Origin of the sequence: Pseudomonas sp. NFR09 (genome assembly GCF_900111535.1) — a bacterium.
GTDB classification, from domain to species: Bacteria; Pseudomonadota; Gammaproteobacteria; order Pseudomonadales; family Pseudomonadaceae; genus Aquipseudomonas; species Aquipseudomonas extremorientalis.
In genome coordinates, this window is sequence record NZ_FOIH01000010.1 from 196675 (window position 1) to 217630 (window position 20956).

15 protein-coding genes and 2 pseudogenes are annotated in these 20956 nt (G+C 60.1%); 9 read left to right on the top strand and 8 right to left on the bottom strand.

Going from position 1 to position 20956, the window contains the following annotated elements:
* Positions 1 to 36: 36 nt before the first annotated feature.
* The 3 genes from BMX59_RS22370 to BMX59_RS22380 are packed head-to-tail and all read left to right on the top strand — an operon-like array spanning position 37 to position 2720.
* A complete protein-coding gene (locus BMX59_RS22370) occupies positions 37 to 576 on the top strand; it encodes an ankyrin repeat domain-containing protein (protein WP_092248290.1) in 540 nt (179 codons plus the stop codon).
* Positions 577 to 611: 35 nt separating this feature from the next.
* A complete protein-coding gene (gene radA / locus BMX59_RS22375) occupies positions 612 to 1979 on the top strand; it encodes a DNA repair protein RadA (RefSeq protein WP_049711449.1) in 1368 nt (455 codons plus the stop codon).
* 15 nt (positions 1980 to 1994) lie between these two features.
* A complete protein-coding gene (locus tag BMX59_RS22380) occupies positions 1995 to 2720 on the top strand; it encodes a hypothetical protein (RefSeq protein ID WP_093126025.1) in 726 nt (241 codons plus the stop codon).
* 4 nt (positions 2721 to 2724) lie between these two features.
* Here BMX59_RS22380 and BMX59_RS22385 read toward each other — a convergent pair whose 3' ends face one another.
* Positions 2725 to 3093 carry a PilZ domain-containing protein gene (locus BMX59_RS22385; protein ID WP_058427704.1) on the bottom strand — a complete coding sequence of 123 codons (369 nt, stop codon included), beginning with the start codon at positions 3091 to 3093 and terminating at the stop codon, positions 2725 to 2727.
* Positions 3094 to 3267: 174 nt separating this feature from the next.
* Here BMX59_RS22385 and BMX59_RS22390 point away from each other — a divergent pair, with 174 nt between their 5' ends.
* From BMX59_RS22390 to yjiA, 3 genes are all read left to right on the top strand, one after another.
* Complete coding sequence (locus tag BMX59_RS22390) at positions 3268 to 5334, top strand: carbon starvation CstA family protein (RefSeq protein ID WP_058427703.1); 2067 nt, start codon at positions 3268 to 3270, stop codon at positions 5332 to 5334.
* A 15-nt stretch (positions 5335 to 5349) separates the two neighbouring features.
* Positions 5350 to 5547: a YbdD/YjiX family protein gene (locus tag BMX59_RS22395; protein ID WP_003194308.1), complete on the top strand. Its 198-nt coding sequence runs from the start codon at positions 5350 to 5352 to the stop codon at positions 5545 to 5547.
* A gap of 137 nt (positions 5548 to 5684) precedes the next feature.
* Entirely contained in the window at positions 5685 to 6644 is a 960-nt protein-coding gene (gene yjiA / locus BMX59_RS22400; protein WP_093125864.1) for a GTPase, read from the top strand.
* 183 nt (positions 6645 to 6827) lie between these two features.
* On the opposite strand, the gene glyA is transcribed toward yjiA, so the two are convergent.
* Positions 6828 to 8081 carry a serine hydroxymethyltransferase gene (glyA, locus tag BMX59_RS22405; RefSeq protein WP_093125868.1) on the bottom strand — a complete coding sequence of 418 codons (1254 nt, stop codon included), beginning with the start codon at positions 8079 to 8081 and terminating at the stop codon, positions 6828 to 6830.
* Between the two features lie 229 nt (positions 8082 to 8310).
* Complete coding sequence (locus BMX59_RS22410) at positions 8311 to 12162, bottom strand: sensor domain-containing protein (RefSeq protein WP_093125871.1); 3852 nt, start codon at positions 12160 to 12162, stop codon at positions 8311 to 8313.
* A 287-nt stretch (positions 12163 to 12449) separates the two neighbouring features.
* On the opposite strand from BMX59_RS22410, the gene ettA reads away from it, so the two are divergent.
* On the top strand, positions 12450 to 14114 hold the full coding sequence (gene ettA / locus BMX59_RS22415) for an energy-dependent translational throttle protein EttA (RefSeq protein WP_071489964.1): 1665 nt from the start codon (positions 12450 to 12452) through the stop codon (positions 14112 to 14114).
* A gap of 245 nt (positions 14115 to 14359) precedes the next feature.
* On the top strand, positions 14360 to 15697 hold the full coding sequence (gdhA, locus tag BMX59_RS22420; RefSeq protein ID WP_093125875.1) for an NADP-specific glutamate dehydrogenase: 1338 nt from the start codon (positions 14360 to 14362) through the stop codon (positions 15695 to 15697).
* Here gdhA and BMX59_RS22425 read toward each other — a convergent pair.
* Positions 15694 to 16182: a GreA/GreB family elongation factor gene (locus BMX59_RS22425; protein ID WP_071489966.1), complete on the bottom strand. Its 489-nt coding sequence runs from the start codon at positions 16180 to 16182 to the stop codon at positions 15694 to 15696. The two genes, gdhA and BMX59_RS22425, sit on opposite strands and share 4 nt — an antisense overlap.
* A 70-nt stretch (positions 16183 to 16252) precedes the next feature.
* Positions 16253 to 16609, bottom strand: a complete 357-nt coding sequence (locus BMX59_RS22430) for a hypothetical protein (RefSeq protein ID WP_093125878.1) — start codon at positions 16607 to 16609, stop codon at positions 16253 to 16255.
* 427 nt (positions 16610 to 17036) lie between these two features.
* On the opposite strand from BMX59_RS22430, the pseudogene BMX59_RS22435 reads away from it, so the two are divergent.
* Positions 17037 to 17210, top strand: a pseudogene (locus BMX59_RS22435) (DUF3077 domain-containing protein); the annotation flags it as partial.
* 39 nt (positions 17211 to 17249) lie between these two features.
* Here BMX59_RS22435 and BMX59_RS22440 read toward each other — a convergent pair.
* The 3 genes and pseudogenes from BMX59_RS22440 to BMX59_RS22450 all read right to left on the bottom strand — a co-directional run bounded on the left by BMX59_RS22440 (position 17250) and on the right by BMX59_RS22450 (position 20864).
* Positions 17250 to 18336, bottom strand: a pseudogene (locus tag BMX59_RS22440) (type I restriction endonuclease).
* A gap of 216 nt (positions 18337 to 18552) precedes the next feature.
* Positions 18553 to 18852, bottom strand: a complete 300-nt coding sequence (locus BMX59_RS22445; protein ID WP_092248313.1) for a chorismate mutase — start codon at positions 18850 to 18852, stop codon at positions 18553 to 18555.
* Positions 18853 to 19010: 158 nt separating this feature from the next.
* Positions 19011 to 20864 (bottom strand): Lnb N-terminal periplasmic domain-containing protein, encoded by a 1854-nt coding sequence (locus BMX59_RS22450; RefSeq protein WP_093125883.1) that lies wholly within the window; start codon positions 20862 to 20864, stop codon positions 19011 to 19013.
* Positions 20865 to 20956: the final 92 nt, after the last annotated feature.

Genomic DNA, 20956 nt, shown 5'->3' on the forward strand with positions numbered 1-20956 from the left:
CCGATACGGGCGTCGACCCCTGGCAGGAGAACAACCATGCGAATTTCTATCGGCTTGCTGATGGCCATGCTGGCCTTTGTCGCCCAGGCCGAGACTCCCGACCCGGTGGCGCTCAAGGCCCAATTGCAGGACTACTATTTCGACGCCGCCCGCCGTGGCGACCTCGACATGCTCAATACCTTTATCGACTCCGGCTACAGCCTCAACACCCAGGACGACAAGGGCTACACCGCGCTGATCCTCGCTGCCTACCACGGCCAGGGGCCTTTCGTGGAGCGCCTGCTCAACGCCGGTGCCGACGCCTGCGTGCAGGACAAACGCGGCAACACCGCGCTGATGGGCGCGATCTTCAAGGGCGAGTTGAAAATCGCCCAGCGCCTGCTGGCCACCGACTGCAACCCCGACCAGCGCAACGGTGCCGGACAGACCGCGGCCATGTACGCCGGGCTGTTCAAGCGTGTCGAGCTGCTGGATGAACTCAAGGCCAAGGGGGCCGATCTCAATGCCGAAGACCCGGTCGGTAACACCGCTTCACGCTTGGCCAGTGGTGAAATCCGGACCCCGGCGTCGCGCTGAGCTATCATCGCGGTTTTTCGGTTGGAGGTTCTCAAATGGCAAAGGCCAAGCGCATGTACGGCTGCACGGAGTGCGGCGCGACCTTTCCCAAGTGGGCCGGCCAGTGCTCCGAGTGCGGTGCGTGGAACACCCTGACTGAAACCATGATTGAGAGTGGCGGTGCGGCGGCCCCCACCGGCCGGGCCGGCTGGACCGGGCAGCAGGCGCAGATCAAGACCCTGGCTGAAGTCAGCGTCGAAGAGATCCCGCGTTTTTCCACGGCATCCGGCGAATTGGACCGCGTGCTGGGCGGCGGCCTGGTGGACGGCTCGGTGGTGCTGATCGGCGGCGACCCGGGCATCGGCAAGTCGACGATTTTGCTGCAAACCCTGTGCAGCATCGCCAGCCGCATGCCGGCGCTGTACGTCACCGGCGAAGAATCCCAGCAACAAGTGGCCATGCGCGCCCGCCGCCTGGGGTTGCCCCAGGATCAGCTGCGGGTCATGACCGAGACCTGCATCGAAAGCATCATTGCCACGGCCCGTATCGAAAAGCCCAAGGTCATGGTGATCGACTCGATCCAGACCATTTTCACCGAGCAGTTGCAATCGGCGCCGGGTGGCGTGTCCCAGGTGCGCGAGAGTGCGGCGCTGCTGGTGCGGTATGCCAAGCAGAGCGGCACGGCGATCTTCCTGGTCGGCCACGTCACCAAGGAAGGCGCGCTGGCCGGGCCTCGGGTGCTCGAGCATATGGTCGACACGGTGCTGTATTTCGAGGGCGAGTCCGATGGTCGCCTGCGCTTGCTGCGGGCGGTGAAGAACCGTTTCGGGGCGGTGAACGAGTTGGGTGTATTCGCCATGACCGACCGGGGGCTGAAAGAAGTCTCCAACCCATCAGCGATTTTCCTGACGCGTGCCCAGGAAGAAGTCCCTGGCAGTGTGGTGATGGCAACGTGGGAAGGCACCCGGCCGATGCTGGTGGAAGTGCAGGCGTTGGTGGATGACAGCCACCTGGCCAACCCGCGCCGCGTGACCCTGGGCCTGGACCAGAACCGCCTGGCGATGCTGTTGGCGGTCCTGCACCGCCACGGTGGCATCCCGACCCATGACCAGGACGTGTTCCTCAACGTGGTCGGCGGGGTCAAGGTGCTGGAGACCGCCTCCGACCTGGCGTTGATGGCGGCAGTCATGTCCAGCCTGCGTAACCGGCCATTGCCCCATGACTTGCTGGTGTTTGGTGAAGTCGGTTTGTCCGGTGAAGTTCGCCCGGTGCCCAGCGGCCAGGAGCGCTTGAAGGAAGCGGCCAAGCATGGTTTCAAGCGCGCCATCGTGCCCAAGGGCAACGCGCCGAAGGAATCGCCGCCCGGGATACAGATTATTGGGGTGACCCGCCTGGAGCAGGCATTGGATGCACTTTTCGAGTAAACAGGGATGGGCGCAATGCAACGAACGAATCGCTGGGGCGTGCTCGCCCTGTTCATGACCTTGGCCGGTCTGCCTGTCCTGGCGTGGGCCGACTTGCCGGCGGGATATCGCCTGGCGCAAGAGCTGGTCACGGAAGAAGGCAGCGTGCTGCAGGTGCTGGAAGACCAGCGCATCAGCGCTCAATTGCATAAGGACAGTTGGGGCAACGGGTTGGACGCAGACTCGTTCGACGAGCCCGGTGACCTGGTTGAAAACCCGTTGCTCGACGCCCAGCTGCGTCTGGTGTCGGCCTCCGGCGAGGTGATCGCGCGCAAGGACCTCGGCTACCCGCTGGCCAAGGTCAAGAAAGCCCCGCTCAAGGGACAGCCCGCGCCTGTGTATTTTTTGATCGTTGATCAGACCGCGCCCATGGGCAGCTACAGTGGCCCGGCCACGCAACTGTTGCTGCCTGCCAAGCAGCAACTGGAACCGGTGAGCTACCAGGACACCGATGGCAAACTCAAACCACTGACCCTGGCCAGCACCGGCAAGGCGGCCTGGAAGGTTTCGACGCCCGTCGACGGTAGTGCGGATGAGCTGTTGCAAATCTCGTGCTTTATGGACGGCGACGGTGACGATGATTTTGCCATGCGTTACCAGACCTACCGTTGGGTGGATGGCCAGTGGCAGGCGGCATCGACGCAGAAAGCCGGTTACTGGGACACGGAAAGCGACTTCCCGGCGCGTACGGCATTTCCCTGAGCCGTCATACTTCCAGCAAGGCGGCCAACTCCCGGTGCAGCTCGTCCTCGTCACCCAGGTTCAACTCGATCAGCCGCCGCAAGTGGCTGATCGAATCCAGGTCGATGTGCTGACACACAAACCCCAGTTGCCCAGGATCCTCATGGGTCAGTCGCACTTGCATCTTTATATGTGCCTTCGGATCGAGGCGTATATCGACGTCGAACGGCAGCGCCTTGTTGCCCTTCCAGTCTTCCGGCCGTTGCACCAGCAGGCCTTTTAGCGACAGGTCCACCAATTGCACTGGCCATTCGCGGCCGTTTTGCCGAATTTCGGTCTTGGCATCAAAGGCGATGCGGCGGAAACGACGGCGGTCAGACGGTTGCTCGGTCATGGTGAAGCCCTCCGGGGATAGGGGGATTGTAGTCGTGCGCCACTATTGGCTCGGTTTTTCTGCTTTTTTTGTCCGCAGAAGGCTCTAGACCAACGTAGGGGGGTGGCCTTTAAGTCCAGTAGCGCTAAACTCCGGATGGCTGTCCTTTCTGTCCACCCTGGCTGGAATATAAAAATGAAAAATAATAATAGCCTGCTACGCCACCTACCCTGGCTGGTGCTGGCAATCGTAGGAGCGTGCGCCCTGGGCGTAGTGGCCTTGCGCCGCGGCGAGGCGATCAACGCCTTGTGGATTGTGGTCGCTGCTGTGGCCATCTACCTGGTTGCGTACCGTTACTACAGTCTGTTCATCGCTAACAATGTGATGCAACTCGACCCACGGCGGGCCACCCCCGCAGTGCTCAACAACGACGGTCTGGACTATGTGCCGACCAACAAACACATCCTTTTTGGTCACCACTTTGCGGCGATTGCCGGTGCAGGCCCGCTGGTCGGCCCGGTATTGGCGGCGCAAATGGGTTACCTGCCCGGCACGCTCTGGCTGATTGCCGGCGTGGTGCTGGCCGGTGCGGTGCAGGACTTCATGGTCCTGTTCCTGTCCACCCGTCGCAACGGCCGTTCCCTGGGCGACATGGTTCGCGAAGAGATGGGCCGCATCCCGGGGACCATCGCGCTGTTCGGTTGCTTCCTGATCATGATCATCATCCTCGCGGTGCTGGCGCTGATCGTGGTCAAGGCGCTGGCCGAGAGCCCATGGGGCATTTTCACGGTGATGGCGACCATCCCGATCGCGATGTTCATGGGCATCTACATGCGCTACATCCGCCCGGGCCGCATCGGTGAAATCTCGATCATCGGCGTGCTGTTGCTGCTGGGTTCGATCTGGCTGGGCGGGCAGATTGCCGCTGATCCGGTCTGGGCCAAGGCGTTCACCTTCACCGGTATCCAGATCACCTGGATGCTGATCGGCTACGGTTTCGTCGCCGCCGTTCTGCCGGTGTGGCTGATCCTGGCACCGCGTGACTACCTCTCCACCTTCCTCAAGATCGGCACCATCATCGCCCTGGCGATCGGCATCCTGGTCACCATGCCAGAGCTGAAAATGCCGGCCTTGACCCAGTTCATCGACGGTACCGGCCCGGTGTGGAAGGGCGGTCTGTTCCCGTTCCTGTTCATCACCATCGCCTGTGGCGCGGTCTCGGGTTTCCACGCGCTGATTTCCTCGGGCACCACGCCCAAGCTGCTGGATAACGAAACCAACGCCCGCTACATCGGTTACGGCGGCATGCTGATGGAGTCGTTCGTGGCCATCATGGCGATGGTCGCCGCTTCGGTGATCGAACCTGGCGTGTACTTCGCCATGAACAGCCCGGCCGCTGTGGTCGGTGGTGATGTGGTGGCCGTGGCGCAAACCGTCAGCAGTTGGGGCTTTGCGATCACGCCTGAGGCGCTGCAAGCCGTGGCCCATGATATCGGCGAAACCACCATTCTGGCCCGTGCCGGTGGTGCGCCGACATTGGCGGTGGGTATCGCACAGATCCTGCACAGCGTACTGCCGGGTGAAAACACCATGGCATTCTGGTACCACTTTGCGATCCTGTTCGAAGCCCTGTTCATCCTCACGGCGGTGGATGCGGGCACCCGTGCCGGCCGCTTCATGCTGCAGGACCTGCTGGGTTCCTTCGTGCCGGCGCTGAAACGCACCGAGTCGTGGACCGCCAATCTCATTGCAACCGCCGGTTGCGTGGCGATGTGGGGTTACCTGCTGTACCAGGGCGTGATCGACCCACTGGGCGGTATCAACACCTTGTGGCCACTGTTCGGTATCTCCAACCAGATGCTGGCAGGTATCGCGCTGATGCTGGCAACCGTTGTGCTGATCAAAATGAAACGCCAACGCTACATCTGGGTGACCATGCTGCCGGCCGTCTGGCTGCTGATCTGCACCACCACGGCGGGCTTCATCAAGCTGTTCGACGCGAACCCGGCGATTGGCTTCCTGTCGCTGGCCAAGAAGTACAGCGATGCATTGGCCAACGGCCAGATCCTCGCCCCCGCGAAGAGCATCGACCAGATGCAGCACGTAATCTACAACGCCTACACCAACGCAACGCTGACGGCGCTGTTCCTGTTCGTGGTGTTCAGCATCCTGTTCTATGCGCTCAAGGTCGGCGTCGCCGCCTGGGGCAACAAAGAACGTACGGATAAAGAAGCCCCGTTCCAGGCTGTACCGGACGCGTAATCGAGGGTTGCAACCATGTTCAATGACATCAGTCGCCTCGGTAAATACCTCGGTCAGGCCGCGCGCCTGATGGTCGGCATGCCCGACTACGACACCTACGTCGAGCATATGCAAACCAAACACCCGGACAAGCCGGTGATGGACTACAAGGCGTTCTTCCGGGAGCGCCAGGAAGCCCGTTACGGCGGCAAGGGTGGGCCCAAGTGCTGTTGAGTTAACGCAATATCCCTGTGGGAGGGGGCTTGCCCCCGATAGCGGTGTGTCAGTGACAGGTAAGTGCCTGACACGCTGCTATCGGGGGCGAGCCCCCTCCCACATTTGTTTCTGTGTTCCTTCAAGGAGAATTTCTTTTGTCCTCTCCCATTCCAGTCACGGTCCTCAGCGGCTTCCTGGGTGCCGGCAAGACCACCTTGCTGCGCCACCTGCTCAAAGCCGAGCACGGCCTGAAAATCGCCGTGATCGAAAACGAATTCAGTGACGCCGGTATCGACACCCAGCTGTTGGGCGCAGAACCGGTGCAAGTCATGACCCTGTCCAACGGCTGCGTGTGCTGCACCATCCACACCGACCTGACCAAGGCCCTGTACCTGCTGCTCGAGCGCCTGGACAGCGGCGAGATCGCCTTCGACCGCCTGGTGATCGAGTGCACCGGCCTGGCCGACCCGGCACCTGTGGCCCAGACCTTTTTCATCGACGAGGAACTGCGCGAGCGCTATATCCTCGACGGCATCATCACCCTGGTGGACGCGGCCCACGCCGAACACCACCTGACCCAGACCATTGCCCAGGCCCAGATCGGCTTTGCCGACCGCCTGTTGGTGAGCAAACGCGACCTTGTGGATGACGCTACCTTCGATGCGCTCAGTGAACGCCTGACCCGCATCAATCGCCGTGCGCCGATCCGGGTGGTGGATCATGGCAAGATCGACCTGGCCGAGTTGCTCGATGTGCGCGGCTTCAACCTCAATGCCGGCATGAGCTTGCGTCCGGTGAGCAAGGCGCCGTCCATCGACCGTATCTCCAGCCTGGTATTGCGCACCGACCAGCCGCTGGATATCGACCGACTCAGTGAGTTCATGAACGAACTGCTGGAAGACCACGGCAAGCAACTGCTGCGCTACAAAGGCGTGCTGAACATTGCCGGGGAAGACCGGCGCATGGTGTTCCAGGGCGTGCTCAAGCTCTACGGTTTCGATTGGGATACCGAATGGGCCGAAGGCGAGGTGCGAGAGAGTGTGATCGTGTTCATTGCCGATGAGTTGCCCGAAGACAAGATTCGCGAAGGTTTTGCCAAGGTCTACCAACCCTGACTTGAAACACAATCCAATGTGGGAGGGGGCTTGCCCCGATGAGGGTGTGTCAGTAGATAACTCTGTGACTGACACACTGCTATCGGGGGCAAGCCCCCTCCCACAATTAACTGTATTTCAAATTGGAATTTGGAATAAAAAAGCCCGGCTCAAGAGCCGGGCTTTTTAGTCAAGCAACTGCAATCAAGCGCCGTACACCGGCAGCTTCTTGCAGATGGCCTTGACCTTCTCACGTACCGCGTCGATCACGGCTTCGTTGTTCAGGTCGGCCAGGATGTCGCAGATCCAGCCGGCCAGTTCCTTGCACTCTGCTTCCTTGAAGCCGCGAGTGGTCACAGCCGGGGTGCCGAAGCGCAGGCCGGAGGTGACGAACGGCGAACGTGGGTCGTTCGGCACGGAGTTCTTGTTCACGGTGATGAAGGCTTTGCCCAGGGCCGCGTCAGCATCCTTACCGGAGATGTCCTGCTTGATCAGCGACAGCAGGAACAGGTGGTTTTCAGTACCGCCAGACACTACGTCAAAGCCGCGCTCGATGAACACGCTGGCCATGGCCTGGGCGTTCTTTACCACTTGTTGCTGGTAGGTCTTGAACTCAGGCTGCAGCGCTTCCTTGAAGCAGATCGCTTTAGCGGCGATCACGTGCTCCAGCGGGCCACCCTGGGCGCCTGGGAATACGGCGGAGTTCAGCTTCTTCTCGATGTCGGCGTTGGCGCGAGCCAGGATCAGGCCGCCACGTGGACCGCGCAGGGTCTTGTGGGTGGTGGTGGTCACGACATCAGCGAAAGGTACCGGGTTCGGGTAGACGCCAGCGGCGACCAGACCGGCCACGTGGGCCATGTCGACGAACAGGTACGCACCGACCTTGTCAGCGATGGCGCGGAAGCGTGGGAAGTCCAGGATCTGCGAGTAGGCAGAGAAACCGGCCACGATCATTTTTGGCTTGTGTTCAACCGCCAGGCGCTCGACTTCGTCGTAGTCGATCAGGCCGTTGGTATCGATACCGTATTGAACGGCGTTGTACAGCTTGCCGGAGGAGGAAACGCTGGCGCCGTGGGTCAGGTGACCGCCGTGGGCCAGGCTCATGCCCAGGATGGTGTCGCCGCCTTGCAGCAGGGCCAGGTACACGGCGCTGTTGGCTTGGGAACCGGCGTGCGGCTGGACGTTGGCGTAGTCGGCGCCGAACAGTTCCTTGGCACGGTCAATGGCCAGTTGCTCAACCACGTCGACGTACTCGCAACCACCGTAGTAGCGCTTGCCCGGGTAGCCTTCGGCGTACTTGTTGGTCAGAACCGAACCTTGAGCCTCCATCACCGCAGGGCTGGTGTAGTTTTCCGAAGCGATCAGCTCAATGTGCTCTTCCTGGCGCACGGCTTCTTGCTCCATGGCGGCGAAGAGATCGGCGTCGTACTTGGCAATAGTCAAATCACGGCTGAACATGGCGGTCCTCAAGGATCGGGGGCAGAAAAGGAGGGCATTCTAACCCAATGGGTTTTAGATGGCATATGAAAGGACATCATGTCGCGGACAAGTGGGGCTCATCTGGGGATAGGCGGTGGCTGTGAGTGCCTTATCGGGGGCAAGCCCCTCCCACAGTTGAATGTGTTCGCAGATCAGAATGTGGGAGGGGGCTTGCCCCCGATGAGGCCAGTGGCCTCACCGCAGAATTTCAGTCGAACATGAACAGCGCATCATTGCTGAACTGCGCTTCGAACCGATTCGCCGGCATCGGCCGCCCGAACAGGTAGCCCTGCACCTCATCGCAGCCATGCTCACGCAGAAAATCCAGCTGTTCATGGGTTTCCACACCCTCGGCGATCACCGCCAGGTTCAGGCTGTGGGCCATGGCAATAATGGCGCGGGCGATCTGGGCGTCCTGTTCGCCGGAGGGCAGGCCGTCGACGAAGGTGCGGTCGATCTTCAACACGTCGATGGGGAACTGCTTGAGGTAGTTGAGCGACGAGTAACCGGTGCCAAAGTCGTCGACCGCAATGCTCAGGCCCAGGTTCTTCAGGCTGTCGAGGATCTGCATGGCCTCGTTGACCTCACGCATCAGGATGCTTTCGGTCAGCTCCAGCTCCAGGCACGCCGGCGGCAGGCCGGTGTCCTTGAGGATGGTCGCGATGCGCGTACCCAACTGGCCGTCGGAGAATTGTCGCGCCGAGATATTCACCGAGACTTTCGGCACCCGCACCTTGTTCTGGTGCCAGGTCTTGAGCTGGCGACAGGCTTCGCTGATCACCCAGTCGCCCACGTCCACCACCAGGCCCAACTCTTCCAGCACCGGGATGAAGTCTCCCGGCGGCACCAGCCCGCGTCGAGGGTGGCGCCAGCGCAGCAGGGCTTCGGCGCCGGTCAGGCGTTTGCCGTCGCCGCTGAACTGCGGCTGGTAATAGAGCACGAATTCGTTCTGGTCCAGGGCGTGGCGCAGGTCGCTTTCCAGCTCCAGGCGTTCCAGGGCGCTGGCGTTCATGTCGGCCTGGTAGAACTGGAAGTTGTTCTTGCCGCGTTCCTTGGCGTGATACATCGCCGTGTCGGCGTTTTTCATCAACTGGCTCAGTTCGTTACCGTCCTGCGGGCTCAGGGCGATACCGATACTGGCGGTCACGAAGAACTCACGACCTTCCAGTACGAAAGGTTTCACCAGGCTGGCGAGGATCTGCTCGGCCACATGAATCGCACGGTTGAGTGCCATGTCACGGTTGACCCGTGGCTGCAGGAGCAAGGTGAACTCATCACCGCCCATGCGCGCCACAGTGTCGTCTTCGGCGACGCAGCCCAGCAGGCGGGTGGCCATTTCCTTGAGCATGCGGTCGCCGGCGGCGTGGCCCAGGGAGTCGTTGATCGGCTTGAAGCGGTCGAGGTCGAGGAACATCAGCACCACCCACGACTTCTGCCGTTCGGCGGACTGCAGCGCGGTGTGCAGGCGGTCCTGGAACAGTGTGCGGTTGGGCAGGTGGGTCAGGGCGTCGTAATAGGCCAGGCGGTGGATGCGCTGCTCGCTGGCCTTGCGCTCGCTGATATCACTGAAGAAGCATACATAGCTGGCCAGGTCGCCTTCGTCGTCGAACACCGCAGTAATGCCGACCCACGCCGGGTAATGCTCGCCATTGCGGCGCTTGAGCCACACTTCGCCTTCCCAGGTGCTGTGCTGGTGCAACTGCTTGAGCACATAGCGCAGGTGGGCTTCCTGCTGTTCATCGACGGTGAGCATGTTCGGCAACTGGTCGAGTACATCGCTGACCGCATAGCCGCTGACCCGGCTGAACGCCTCGTTGGCCTGCACGATATAGCCGGCGGGGTCAGTGATCAGGATCGCCGAAGTGGAGTGCTCGAATACCGTGGCCGCCATGCGCAGGTCTTTCTCGGCGCGGCGTTGCTGGCTGATGTCGCGGCCCACCCCAAGGATGCCCTCGAAAGCGCCGTGTTCGTCCCACACCAGCACCAGGCGCAGTTCGATCGGCACCTTGCGACCGTCGGCGCGCAGGCAGTCGAACAGGAAGAGCTGGGTCTGGATCTCATCACGCAGCCTGTTCAGTGCATCAGGATCGCCCAGCGCGCGGCTGACCTGTTCCATCAGGCTGTAAATGCCGGTCAGTTGCTGCGGGTTGGCGATGATCGACTGCCAGCCGTTCTTGAACACCCAGTCCACGTTATAGCCCAGCACGGCGTTGACCGACGGGCTGACGTAGTTGAGGGCCAACTGACTGTCGGTGGAACAGATCACGTCGCTGATACTTTCGGCCAGCATGCGGTAGCGTTGTTCGCTGTCACGCAGGGATTCGCTGGCTTCGATCTGGTCGGTGATGTCCTTGGCCACGCCGATGATGCGGGTGATCTGCGCGGTCTTGTCCCGCGCCAGGGCTTGTTCGCGGATATCGAAGCGCCGCCATTCATTATTGCGGTGACGGAAGCGCAACTGGCATTGCAGTTGGGTGGTGTAGCCGACCTGGCGCTGTTGCTGGCGCAAGTCGTGGTAATGCTCGGCGTCTTCGGGGTGCAGCAGGATTTCCCAGAAGTACTCGCCCATTTGCTGCAATTCGGCCTTGTTATAGCCGAGGGTGTGGCCCAGATGGTGGTTGCTGAAAATCATGCGCTGGCTGATTACGTCCTGCACATACAGGTGGTCGGGCACGGTGCGCACCACGTCCGACCAGAAACTCTCGCGTTCCACCAGCGACAGTTCGATCAGCTTGCGGCTGGTGATATCGCTGATGCTGAGGATCACCGCCTTGAAATCGTCCTGCTGCTCGGGCAGGCGCATCACCAGCCACAGGTATTGCTCGTTGCCGGCCACGTCCTTGAGCTGGATTTCCAGCTCCAACTGGCTTTGTCGGGTCAGCACGGCTTCGAGTATCTGGTAACCGATGGACGTGGCGTTGCGTGGGCAGTCATCGATCAGGCGTTCCCAGGCCTGCTCGCAGGAACCTACGTTCAACAGGCTGACCGCCACCTGGTTGACCTCGGTGACGCGCAGCTCCTTGAGCAGTTGCTGGCGCTCGCTGGAGTTGTGCTGCAGCCAGGCGTGCAGCTGCTCGCGGGTCTCCAGCCGCGTCTTGTCGAAGAACGCGTTCAGCCCCGACAGGTCCAGCACGCACAGGGCCACGCCGGTGCCTTCGAAAATATCCTGGTAGCGCCGCCGCCCCTCATGCACCTGGCGCTGACGGCGGCGCATGTTCAGCAGCACGATCACCGGGATCAACGAGAACGCCAGGCCCAGCAGGCATTTGCCGATGAAGGCCGGCAGCAGTTGCTCCAGCACCGCGCTGCGGTCGAACAGCCCGCGCAGTTGCCAGTCGCTTTTGCTCAACGGCGTGATCAGCACGCTTTTATTCAGTTCGTCCGGGGTCAATGCAGACGCCCACTGCGCGGGCATGCCGCTGTCGCGGCTGACCACGCGATGGTTGATGCGGTTCTCGATGGCCCACATCGGGCGCTGGCCCTGGCCGTCCTGGCGGGTGAGGTTGGTCAGGTAGTTGGGGGCCAGGCGCAGCGCCCAATACATCCGTGAGCCGCCACTGGGCTGATGCAACAGTAGATAGATGAGGGTGCCGTCGTTGCTGTTGCTCAGGTAATAAGACTGGCCGTGGCTGCGTTGCACCAGTTCTTCGAGCCAGGCGCTGTCCTGGCTGTCGCTGGCACTGTCGCTGATCATCGCGCCGCTGGGGGCAAGCAGGGCGATGCTGCGCAATTCCGGCAGCGAACGTTGCAAGGTCCGCATCAAGGCCTGTTGCTGTTCGCTGTCACGCGGTGGCTCGACCATCGGCAGCAGGTTCAGGGCAATCTTTGCGCTGAGGGCCATGTTCAGGCTGATCTGTTCAGCCAGGTCGGCGCTGTAGTCGATGGTGTATTGCTGCTGGTTCTTCTGGTTTTGCTGCAACTGGTCCAGCAGTTGCCAGAACAATAACGCGAGCAGCATAAGGACAAGCGTCGCCAATGCGCCCTTGAGGGTGCCGTGCAGGGGCGCTCCCGGCGCTATATGAGCGGCGCGCAGGGGAGTTGGCGGCGTGACTTTGGACAAGCTGTGATCCTGCGGTTTGGCTGGACTGGCGCGCGACGTGCACTATAAGCCGGACGCCCGGAGGGCGGCTAGCATGCCTTGACTTGTGGCAAAGTGCCAGCCCTTGCCTGGCTGGACTGACCAAGCGCATTCAGGTAGCTTTGCCGGTTACGCGGGGGCGTTCCAGCCCCAGATATTCAGGCTTTATACCGCACGCTGGCATTGATGATAGTCAACGGCCCGCGCCGCGCATGGCCTGGCACGGGCTTCGCCCGCTTAATTCATCAGTCACTGACGCTAGGTTCACCATGGCTCAATACGTCTTCACCATGCATCGGCTGGGCAAAGTTGTCCCCCCGAAGCGGGAAATCCTGAAAAACATTTCGTTGTCCTTTTTCCCCGGCGCCAAGATCGGCGTACTCGGCCTCAACGGTTCGGGTAAATCCACGCTGCTGAAAATCATGGCCGGCGTCGACACCGAGTTCGAAGGCGAAGCCCGCCCGATGCCAGACCTGAACATCGGCTACCTGCCGCAAGAGCCGATCCTGGATCCGACCAAGACCGTGCGTGAAGTGGTCGAAGAAGCCGTCAGCGTGATCAAGGACGCCCAGGCGCGCCTGGACGAGGTCTACGCCGCCTACGCCGAACCGGATGCCGACTTCGACAAGCTCGCCGCCGAACAGGCCAAGCTCGAAGCTATCCTGCAGGCCGGCGACGGTCATAACCTGGAGCGCCAGCTGGAAGTCGCCGCCGACGCGCTGCGCCTGCCGGCATGGGACGCCAAGGTCGAACACCTGTCCGGTGGCGAGAAGCGCCGCGTGGCCCTGTGCCGCCTGCTGCTGTCGGCCCCCGACATGCTGCTGCTCGACGAACCGACCAACCACCTGGACGCCGATTCCGTCGCCTGGCTGGAACACTTCCTTCACGATTTCCCAGGCACCGTGGTTGCGATCACGCACGACCGCTACTTCCTGGACAACGTCGCCGGCTGGATCCTCGAGCTCGACCGTGGCGCCGGTATCCCTTACGAGGGCAACTACTCCGGTTGGCTGGAAGCCAAGTCCGACCGTCTGGCCGCCGAATCCAAGCAGCAATCGGCCCATGAAAAAGCCATGAAGGAAGAACTGGAGTGGGTGCGCAAAGGCGCCAAGGCCCGCCAGTCCAAGTCCAAGGCGCGTCTGCAACGCTTTGAAGAAATGCAATCGCAGGAATTCCAGAAGCGCTCGGAAACCAACGAGATCTACATCCCGGCCGGTCCGCGCCTGGGTGACAAGGTCATCGAGTTCAAGAACGTGACCAAAGGCTATGGCGACCGCGTACTGATCGACAACCTGTCGTTCTCCATGCCAAAAGGCGCGATCGTCGGCGTAATCGGCGGTAACGGTGCGGGTAAATCCACGCTGTTCCGCATGCTGATGGGCAAGGAAACCCCGGATTCGGGCACCATCGAAGTCGGCGAAACCGTGCAACTGGCCTGCGTGGACCAGAGCCGTGAAGACCTCGACGGCAGCAAGACCGTGTTCCAGCAGATTTCCGACGGCTCCGACCAGATCCGCATCGGCAACTATGAAATCCCATCCCGTACCTATGTAGGCCGTTTCAACTTCAAGGGCGGCGACCAACAGAAGTTCGTCAAGGACCTGTCCGGTGGTGAGCGCGGTCGCTTGCACCTGGCCCTGACCCTGAAGGAGGGCGGCAACGTCCTGCTGCTCGACGAACCGTCCAACGACCTCGACGTTGAAACCCTGCGTTCCCTGGAAGAAGCCCTGCTGGACTTCCCGGGTGCTGCCATTGTGATCTCTCACGATCGGTGGTTCCTTGACCGCGTCGCGACGCACATCCTGGCGTACGAAGACGACTCGCAAGCGGTGTTCTTCGAAGGTAACTACACCGAGTACGAAGCGGACCGTAAAAAACGCTTGGGCGAAGCTGCTGCCCAGCCGCACCGTGTTCGTCACAAAAAACTGGCCTGATCCGGGCTGGTGGTTTGAAAGAGCGGAGCCTTCGGGCTCCGTTTTTTTGCCTGGAAATTGATGGTGCGTGCGGTTTGATTTGAATCCCTGAAAGGGTGCATAAAAGCCCCTGAAACTGGATAAATTTATATAAAACGCACCATTTAAATTCACAAAGGCGACATTTTGCCCTGTCGCAGTGCGGAATGAATTGATAAAGTCCGGCTCAATCTCCGTTAACAACTAAAAATTTGCCGAGACTTTTCATGATCGAATCCGTCGAATCCTTCCTTGCCCGCCTCAAGAAACGCGACCCGGACCAGCCGGAATTCCACCAGGCCGTAGAAGAAGTCCTACGCAGTCTGTGGCCGTTTCTGGAAGCCAATCCTCACTACCTGACCTCGGGCATCCTGGAGCGCATCTGCGAGCCGGAACGCGCGATTACCTTCCGGGTGTCGTGGGTGGATGATCATGGCAAGGTCCAGGTCAATCGCGGTTTCCGTATCCAGATGAACAGCGCCATCGGCCCTTACAAAGGCGGCTTGCGCTTCCACCCGTCGGTCAACCTGGGCGTGCTGAAATTCCTCGCCTTCGAGCAGACCTTCAAGAATTCCCTGACGTCGCTGCCCATGGGCGGCGGCAAGGGCGGCTCGGACTTTGATCCAAAAGGTAAGAGCGACGCCGAAGTCATGCGCTTCTGCCAGGCCTTCATGAGCGAGTTGTATCGCCATATCGGCGCGGATGTGGACGTGCCGGCCGGTGACATCGGCGTAGGTGCCCGTGAGATCGGCTTCCTGTTCGGCCAGTACAAGCGCCTGAGCAACCAGTTCACCTCGGTGCTGACCGGCAAGGGCATGACCTACGGCGGCAGCCTGATTCGCCCGGAAGCCACCGGTTTTGGCTGCGTGTACTTCGCCGAAGAAATGCTCAAGCGCAACAACCAGCGGGTTGAAGGCAAGCGCGTGGCGGTGTCCGGTTCCGGCAACGTGGCGCAATACGCGGCGCGCAAGGTCATGGACCTGGGTGGCAAAGTGATTTCACTGTCCGATTCCGAAGGCACCCTGTACGCCGAAAGCGGTTTGACCGAGGAGCAATGGTCGGCCCTGCTGGAGCTGAAAAACGTGCAGCGCGGGCGCATCAGCGAACTGGCTTCGCGTTATGGCCTGGAATTCCGCGCCGGTAAAACCCCTTGGGAACTGGCCTGCGATATTGCACTGCCCTGCGCTACGCAGAACGAACTCGACGCCGAGGCCGCCCGCACTCTACTGCGCAACGGCTGCATCTGCGTGGCCGAAGGCGCCAACATGCCGACCACCCTGGAGGCTGTGGATATCTTTATCGAGGCCGGCATTCTGTTCGCCCCGGGCAAGGCGTCCAATGCCGGTGGCGTGGCGGTGAGTGGCCTGGAAATGTCACAGAACGCCATGCGCCTGCTGTGGACCGCCGGTGAGGTGGACAGCAAGCTGCACAACATCATGCAGTCGATCCACCATGCCTGCGTGCACTACGGCGAAGAAAACGGCCGCATCAACTACGTCAAAGGCGCGAACATCGCAGGTTTTGTCAAAGTTGCCGACGCGATGCTGGCCCAAGGCATCGTCTAGGCCTCTGGCTCGACCCGCAGCACTTCGATCAACTGATCGCCGACGGGGCGTTGCCACAACACCTCGTCGCCGACCTGGGCGCCCAGCAAGGCGCGGCCCAGGGGCGAGCCCCAGTTGATCAAGCCTGCGCCGGCATCGGCCTGGTCTTCACCGACCAACTGAATGCGTTGCTGTTCGTCCAGCTCATTGGCGAAGGTCACCCAACTGCCGATCTGCACCTTGTCGGTGGACGTCGCCGGTGCCACCACTTGGGCGCTTTGCACCCGTTGGTTGAAGTAACGCAAATCCCGCTCAAGATCCGCCTGGCGCTGTTTATCGTCTTTGGCGGATTCCAGGCCATATTCGTGCTGCAACTGCGCAACCTTGGCCTGCAACTGCGCCAGCCCTTGCGCGGTGAGGCGGTTGGGTTGCTCGCTGACCTGGCGCTCCACCGGCTGGTCGGCCTGGGCAGCGGCGTTGTCCTCGTTTACAAAAGCTCGGCTCATGACGTTCTCCCTCAATGGAGTTTGGGCCATGATCGCCGCGCATTAGTTTCGATGGATGTCTGAAAGCGACCTACTGCGAACGATAGGCCCGGGCGGCGTCGCGGTCCTTTTCGTGTTGCCAGTCGCGTTCGCGGTCATCCCAGTGATTGTCCTTGTAGTCGCGCAGCTCTTCGTTCTCGCGCATGGCCTTGCACTGGCGAAAGCCATCTTCCCAGCCCTCGGCGTATTCACGGACCTTGAGATAACGCGGCACGTTCTTGCGGAACTCCCCGCTGATCACCCCGGCCGCCTGGCGACCGCTGCTGCAACCGTCATCAAAACCATCGGCAAACGCCGGTGGGTAACCCTTGGCCAACAACTCTTGATGGGTCGACTGGCAACCCGCCAACACCACCACTGCACACAGCATTACCGCACACCGCCACATGGCGTACTCCCTGGCCGTTTCACGGCTGATAGGGGAAGTCTAGAAGGGTAATTGTCGGGGAGGTGTGAAAGGGAGGTGAGAATGGCGTTGGGTCAAAGGGGCATCAACGACGATTCGCTTTAAATTGCAGGACGTTTCCTAGAGAATCTCTGGCCTATTGTGCCGTACCGTTTGGATCATTAGCCTCTTTGGGTCGCTGCATATCAGCGACCGGGTTTAGCGATCCGAGCCTCAAGAGTGGCACCGCTCCCAAAAGTATTAGCTGGCATCTGTTAGCTTTTAGCGTTTTATGGCGGCTGTGTGCGGGAGACTTTTGAGTCTACCCGGGGTGCTCTCAGACCCGGATCGCTAACCTGCACACAGCTGCCACCCTCTTCATGTTTAGCGATGTGATCTGGTGGCTCGACTTCACAAGAGAGCAATCATCATTAGCAAAGTCGTCCCTGATCCACCCTTGTCCGCAATCACCACACTTGGTGTCGTCACTTTCGGCGACTACGGCGAAAACGAAAAACCGCTGTTTCGTGTCAATTCCGGCATGCCGATTGAGGAAGCCTTGGAACACGCCTCCACTTTGCTTTTTTATTCCAAGAAACTCGCTACGGGGTTATCGACGGCTGAAAATATTCCGGTGCGGCCTTCAGTCGTAATAACCCACTGTTTTTTTCAGTTGATCCGCGTATTCGTAAATCTCATCAATGGATGAAATGGCGTGCCGGGTTTCATTTTTTTCCTCGTCGAATATCCCGAGGTATTTTTGGCTGCGATTGAAGTGAAGACGGCAGATAGGCTTGCGATTGTTGTCGTCCAGTAATATCCCAAAATAGCTTTGGGTATCGCGTTGAACGATTCGTTTGGCATCGACAACGGAGCGTACGACAGCGCGGACGATGTGAGAGCCCTCCAGTTCTTCAAGCGTCGTCAGGATCTTGTCTTCCGATTCGTCTCGTTCCTGAAGATCCGTATTTGCGCTGTTCGTGACGGTCAATGAAGCTATCGTCGGTTGAATTACCCCGCTCATGGCCGACTTGAGTCGATCATTGATCTGGTCATTCAGAAACTGAGCCAAGGCTTTACGTGTCAGTTCGAAAAACTGCTCACGGACTCTCTGAGTGATGACTCCCTCGTAAACGCGGGAGGCAAAGAATTTAACGAAGTCGTCTTCCGGTTTTACTGACTTGAGCGCCAATCAGCTTCTTGAGCTGGCTGACATATTTCAGCTCTCCCGCAGCGTTGATGATTGAATCGACGTCGAAGGCTGACTTGGTCAGCTTTATCAACTCCGGTACGGAGTATTCATCAATATCCAGCAGGTCTAGCTCAAGAAATGGCTTTTCGTCCATTTTATTCGGTGCGTCCAAGTCAGTAAAAAACCGATAGACCTGGCCGTTGGTGAGAATTGAGATTCTTGCGCTGGTGACATGAAAATACCGAAACAGCTGCGAGGCATGATTGATGCTCAGTGACTCGCCGATCTTTTTGCATTCAATGAGTATCTGAACTTCACCGTCTTTCATGATGGCGTAGTCGATTTTTTCACCTTTCTTCGTCCCGACATCGCAGACAAACTCAGGCGTCACCTCCTGCGGATCAAACACGTCATAACCCAGTACCGTGTTGATAAACGGCATTACAAAAGCATTTTTGGTCGCTTCTTCTGTTTGAATGGCCGGGCCTTGCAACCGAACCTTGGCGGCCAGACTGGTGAGCTTTTCGAAAAATTCCATAGTAAGCCTCTTACCTATTCAGATCCGTGTATAGACGTGGTGGCAATTTGATTGCTACCCGAGACTAGACACAAATCCCCATAAAGCGAGGCTTCGTCGGAGCAAGTTTTCGATGACTCAAAAAAGCTAAAAAAACCGCAAGATTTCCTTCTTAGTAATCAGGGGCTTGAGGATGGCTTGTGAGTTTGCTGTGTAGGCGAATAATTTGGGTAATTCTTAGCGAGTTTCCGTGAGCGCAGCATGCTCCGCCAATTCCTGCTGGATAAACGCCGCAATCATCGCGCGATACACCTGTTCCGTGACCTCGGGATTGGCACCCACTGCCTGGGATATCTCCCGCACCTTGGCGATTACCTGTTCAACCCGTTGTGGGGCCTTGACGCTGTCTGTGTCTTTCTTGAAGCGCGCGGCCTGGGAGACGTAGCCGCCACGCTCGGCCAGCAGGGTGACGATCTGCTGGTCGAGGCGGTCGATGTGGGTGCGGACTTCTTCGAGGCTGGTGCAGTTAACGGCCATGTTGGTGGGGCTCCTTTTAGAAGAAACTGAATAGACGCTGACCCAATGTGGGAGGAGGCTTGCCTCCGATGGCGGCGTGTCAGGCGATGGATATGTGACTGATGCACTGCTATCGGGGGCAAGCCCCCTCCCACATATTGATCTCGGCCAGGCTTTAGTCAGTAGTGATACCACTTCACTTCAAGCATCACTTCATTCACCGGCGTCGACAAGTGGCTGTACTCGCGCTGTGCACTCAGGCGTAGTCCCAGGTTGCGCGACAATTCCCACTGTTGATTCAGGCTGATACTGCGGCGCACTTCGCCATTGGTGAAGAAGTCACCCTTGGCTTCCAGGCTCAGGTTGCCCAGCGGGTTCTTCCACAGCACGCCGGTGTTGAACCCGGCCGCCGGGGAGATGGCTTCGCTGAAGTCGTTGTTGTGCTCCACGCGCACGGTGCCGAGGGCGAAGCCGAGCATGTCGTCACTCAACTGCCAGGTGCCGCCGGCGCCGCCGTTGACGTGGGCGACCAGGGTTTCGTCGTCGTGTTTGCCGGGCACGCGTTCAAGGCCGCCAGTGACTTGCCAGGACCACGGCTGCAACAGGGCGTTGCGTGGGGTCAGGGAGCGGATGGTGGCCAGGTCCAGTTGCTGCAGCTGCCAGTGGTTGCCTTCGTACTGGCGCAGTTTCATTTGCAGGATTTCGATCTGTGCGCCGAGGGGGAAACCTTCAGCGTTGTCGTTGAGGTCGTGGTAGGCCATGCGCAGGCCGTATTCGCCGAAGGCCTTGTCGCCCCGGGTGCCGATGCCGGCTTGCCAGGTGCGCGATTCGTGGCCGTTTTCCGGCAGGCCGGGCGGTGTGATCTTGAGGTCGGGCGCCGGGTTCTGGTTGATCGCGCGCAGCAGTTCGAAGCTGCGTTGGGAGCGGACGGTGTCGCGTTCCAGGCCGTTGGCGCGGTAGCGGCCGAGGCGGTAGGCGGCGTCGATGATCAGGGCCTGGCGGTCGCGGGGCAGGGCTTTGAAGGCCGGTTCCTGCAATTGCTGCTGGTCATCGCTGACCTTCAACACCCATTGCTGTTCGTCGCTGTCCAGCGGCTTGGCGCGCTCCAACAGCTCGCGTTCACGGGACGGGCGGTAGTCGATCCTTTCCACCAGGCCCGCATCTTTCACGGCCTTGACCGTATCGGTCGGGATGGCGGTCAGTGGAAACTGTTCGGTCAGGCGCAGGCCGGGGCGGGCCACTTGCAGCAGTTCGAGCAGGCGATAGGAGCAGTTTTCGTCGAAAAAGAAGTAATCGAACTGGATCTGCTTGAGCTCCCACACGTGCTCGACCATGCGCTCGGTCTCGACCTGGGTGAGGTTGAGGCGGTATTCCCACAGGTCGCGGTTCTCAAGGCTACGGTATTCGGAGAGTTTTTCCTGGTAGGGCACCAGGGCGAACAGGCCGGGATAACCACCCATCAGGCCTTTCCAGGCATAGAGGATGCTGTTGTCGGAGCCTTCGATATAGGCACCGAAGTTGATCGCGTAGCTGAGCAGGGCGGTGTTGTTGCTTTGCACGTCGGCCTGGTCGATGCGCAGCAGGGTGTGGCCGAACATCGACGACGGGCTGTTGAGGTAAGCCGCCGGGAAGATCATCACCGCGCTGTGAGGGGCGACGTCCTTGAACCATTGCTTGAATTCCGTGCAGTCCACGGCGGGCAGGTCAGTGAGGTGCAACTGATCCTTGAGCCAGCGGGTACGTGCGGGGTAAACGCATTGGGCGTGTTTTTCACCCAGGCTGGCCGGCGCGTAGAGCGCGTCAACGGTGGCCGTGAGTTCGGCGTCCGGGTGGTGGCCGCCATCGGCTGCGAGGAAGAATTTCTTGTCGCTGACATAACTGCGCCAGCCACTGATTTTGCCGGCTTCATAATGGCCGAGGGACAGCCAGAACGGATCGTTGGCCAATTGCTGCAAACGTTGATCATCAAGATGCGGTGCCGCGTACAGCGGGGCGCAGGCGAAGAGTGCCGTCCAGGCAAAGCGTTTGAGCATAGGGGCAACTTAAGTCGGAATTAAGAGAGACCCAAAGGGGAGGCGGGCCCAAAAATAAAACCCGCGCCTTAAGCAGGCGCGGGCTGGACGAG

Bases quoted from the DNA above. Each gene is read 5' to 3' on its own strand.
- BMX59_RS22370 (WP_092248290.1), top strand. From the start codon at position 37: ATGCGAATTTCTATCGGCTTGCTGATGGCCATGCTGGCCTTTGTCGCC.
- radA (WP_049711449.1), top strand. From the start codon at position 612: ATGGCAAAGGCCAAGCGCATGTACGGCTGCACGGAGTGCGGCGCGACC.
- BMX59_RS22380 (WP_093126025.1), top strand. From the start codon at position 1,995: ATGCAACGAACGAATCGCTGGGGCGTGCTCGCCCTGTTCATGACCTTG.
- BMX59_RS22385 (WP_058427704.1), bottom strand. From the start codon at position 3,093: ATGACCGAGCAACCGTCTGACCGCCGTCGTTTCCGCCGCATCGCCTTT.
- BMX59_RS22390 (WP_058427703.1), top strand. From the start codon at position 3,268: ATGAAAAATAATAATAGCCTGCTACGCCACCTACCCTGGCTGGTGCTG.
- BMX59_RS22395 (WP_003194308.1), top strand. From the start codon at position 5,350: ATGTTCAATGACATCAGTCGCCTCGGTAAATACCTCGGTCAGGCCGCG.
- glyA (WP_093125868.1), bottom strand. From the start codon at position 8,081: ATGTTCAGCCGTGATTTGACTATTGCCAAGTACGACGCCGATCTCTTC.
- ettA (WP_071489964.1), top strand. From the start codon at position 12,450: ATGGCTCAATACGTCTTCACCATGCATCGGCTGGGCAAAGTTGTCCCC.
- gdhA (WP_093125875.1), top strand. From the start codon at position 14,360: ATGATCGAATCCGTCGAATCCTTCCTTGCCCGCCTCAAGAAACGCGAC.
- BMX59_RS22425 (WP_071489966.1), bottom strand. From the start codon at position 16,182: ATGAGCCGAGCTTTTGTAAACGAGGACAACGCCGCTGCCCAGGCCGAC.
- BMX59_RS22430 (WP_093125878.1), bottom strand. From the start codon at position 16,609: ATGTGGCGGTGTGCGGTAATGCTGTGTGCAGTGGTGGTGTTGGCGGGT.
- BMX59_RS22445 (WP_092248313.1), bottom strand. From the start codon at position 18,852: ATGGCCGTTAACTGCACCAGCCTCGAAGAAGTCCGCACCCACATCGAC.
- BMX59_RS22450 (WP_093125883.1), bottom strand. From the start codon at position 20,864: ATGCTCAAACGCTTTGCCTGGACGGCACTCTTCGCCTGCGCCCCGCTG.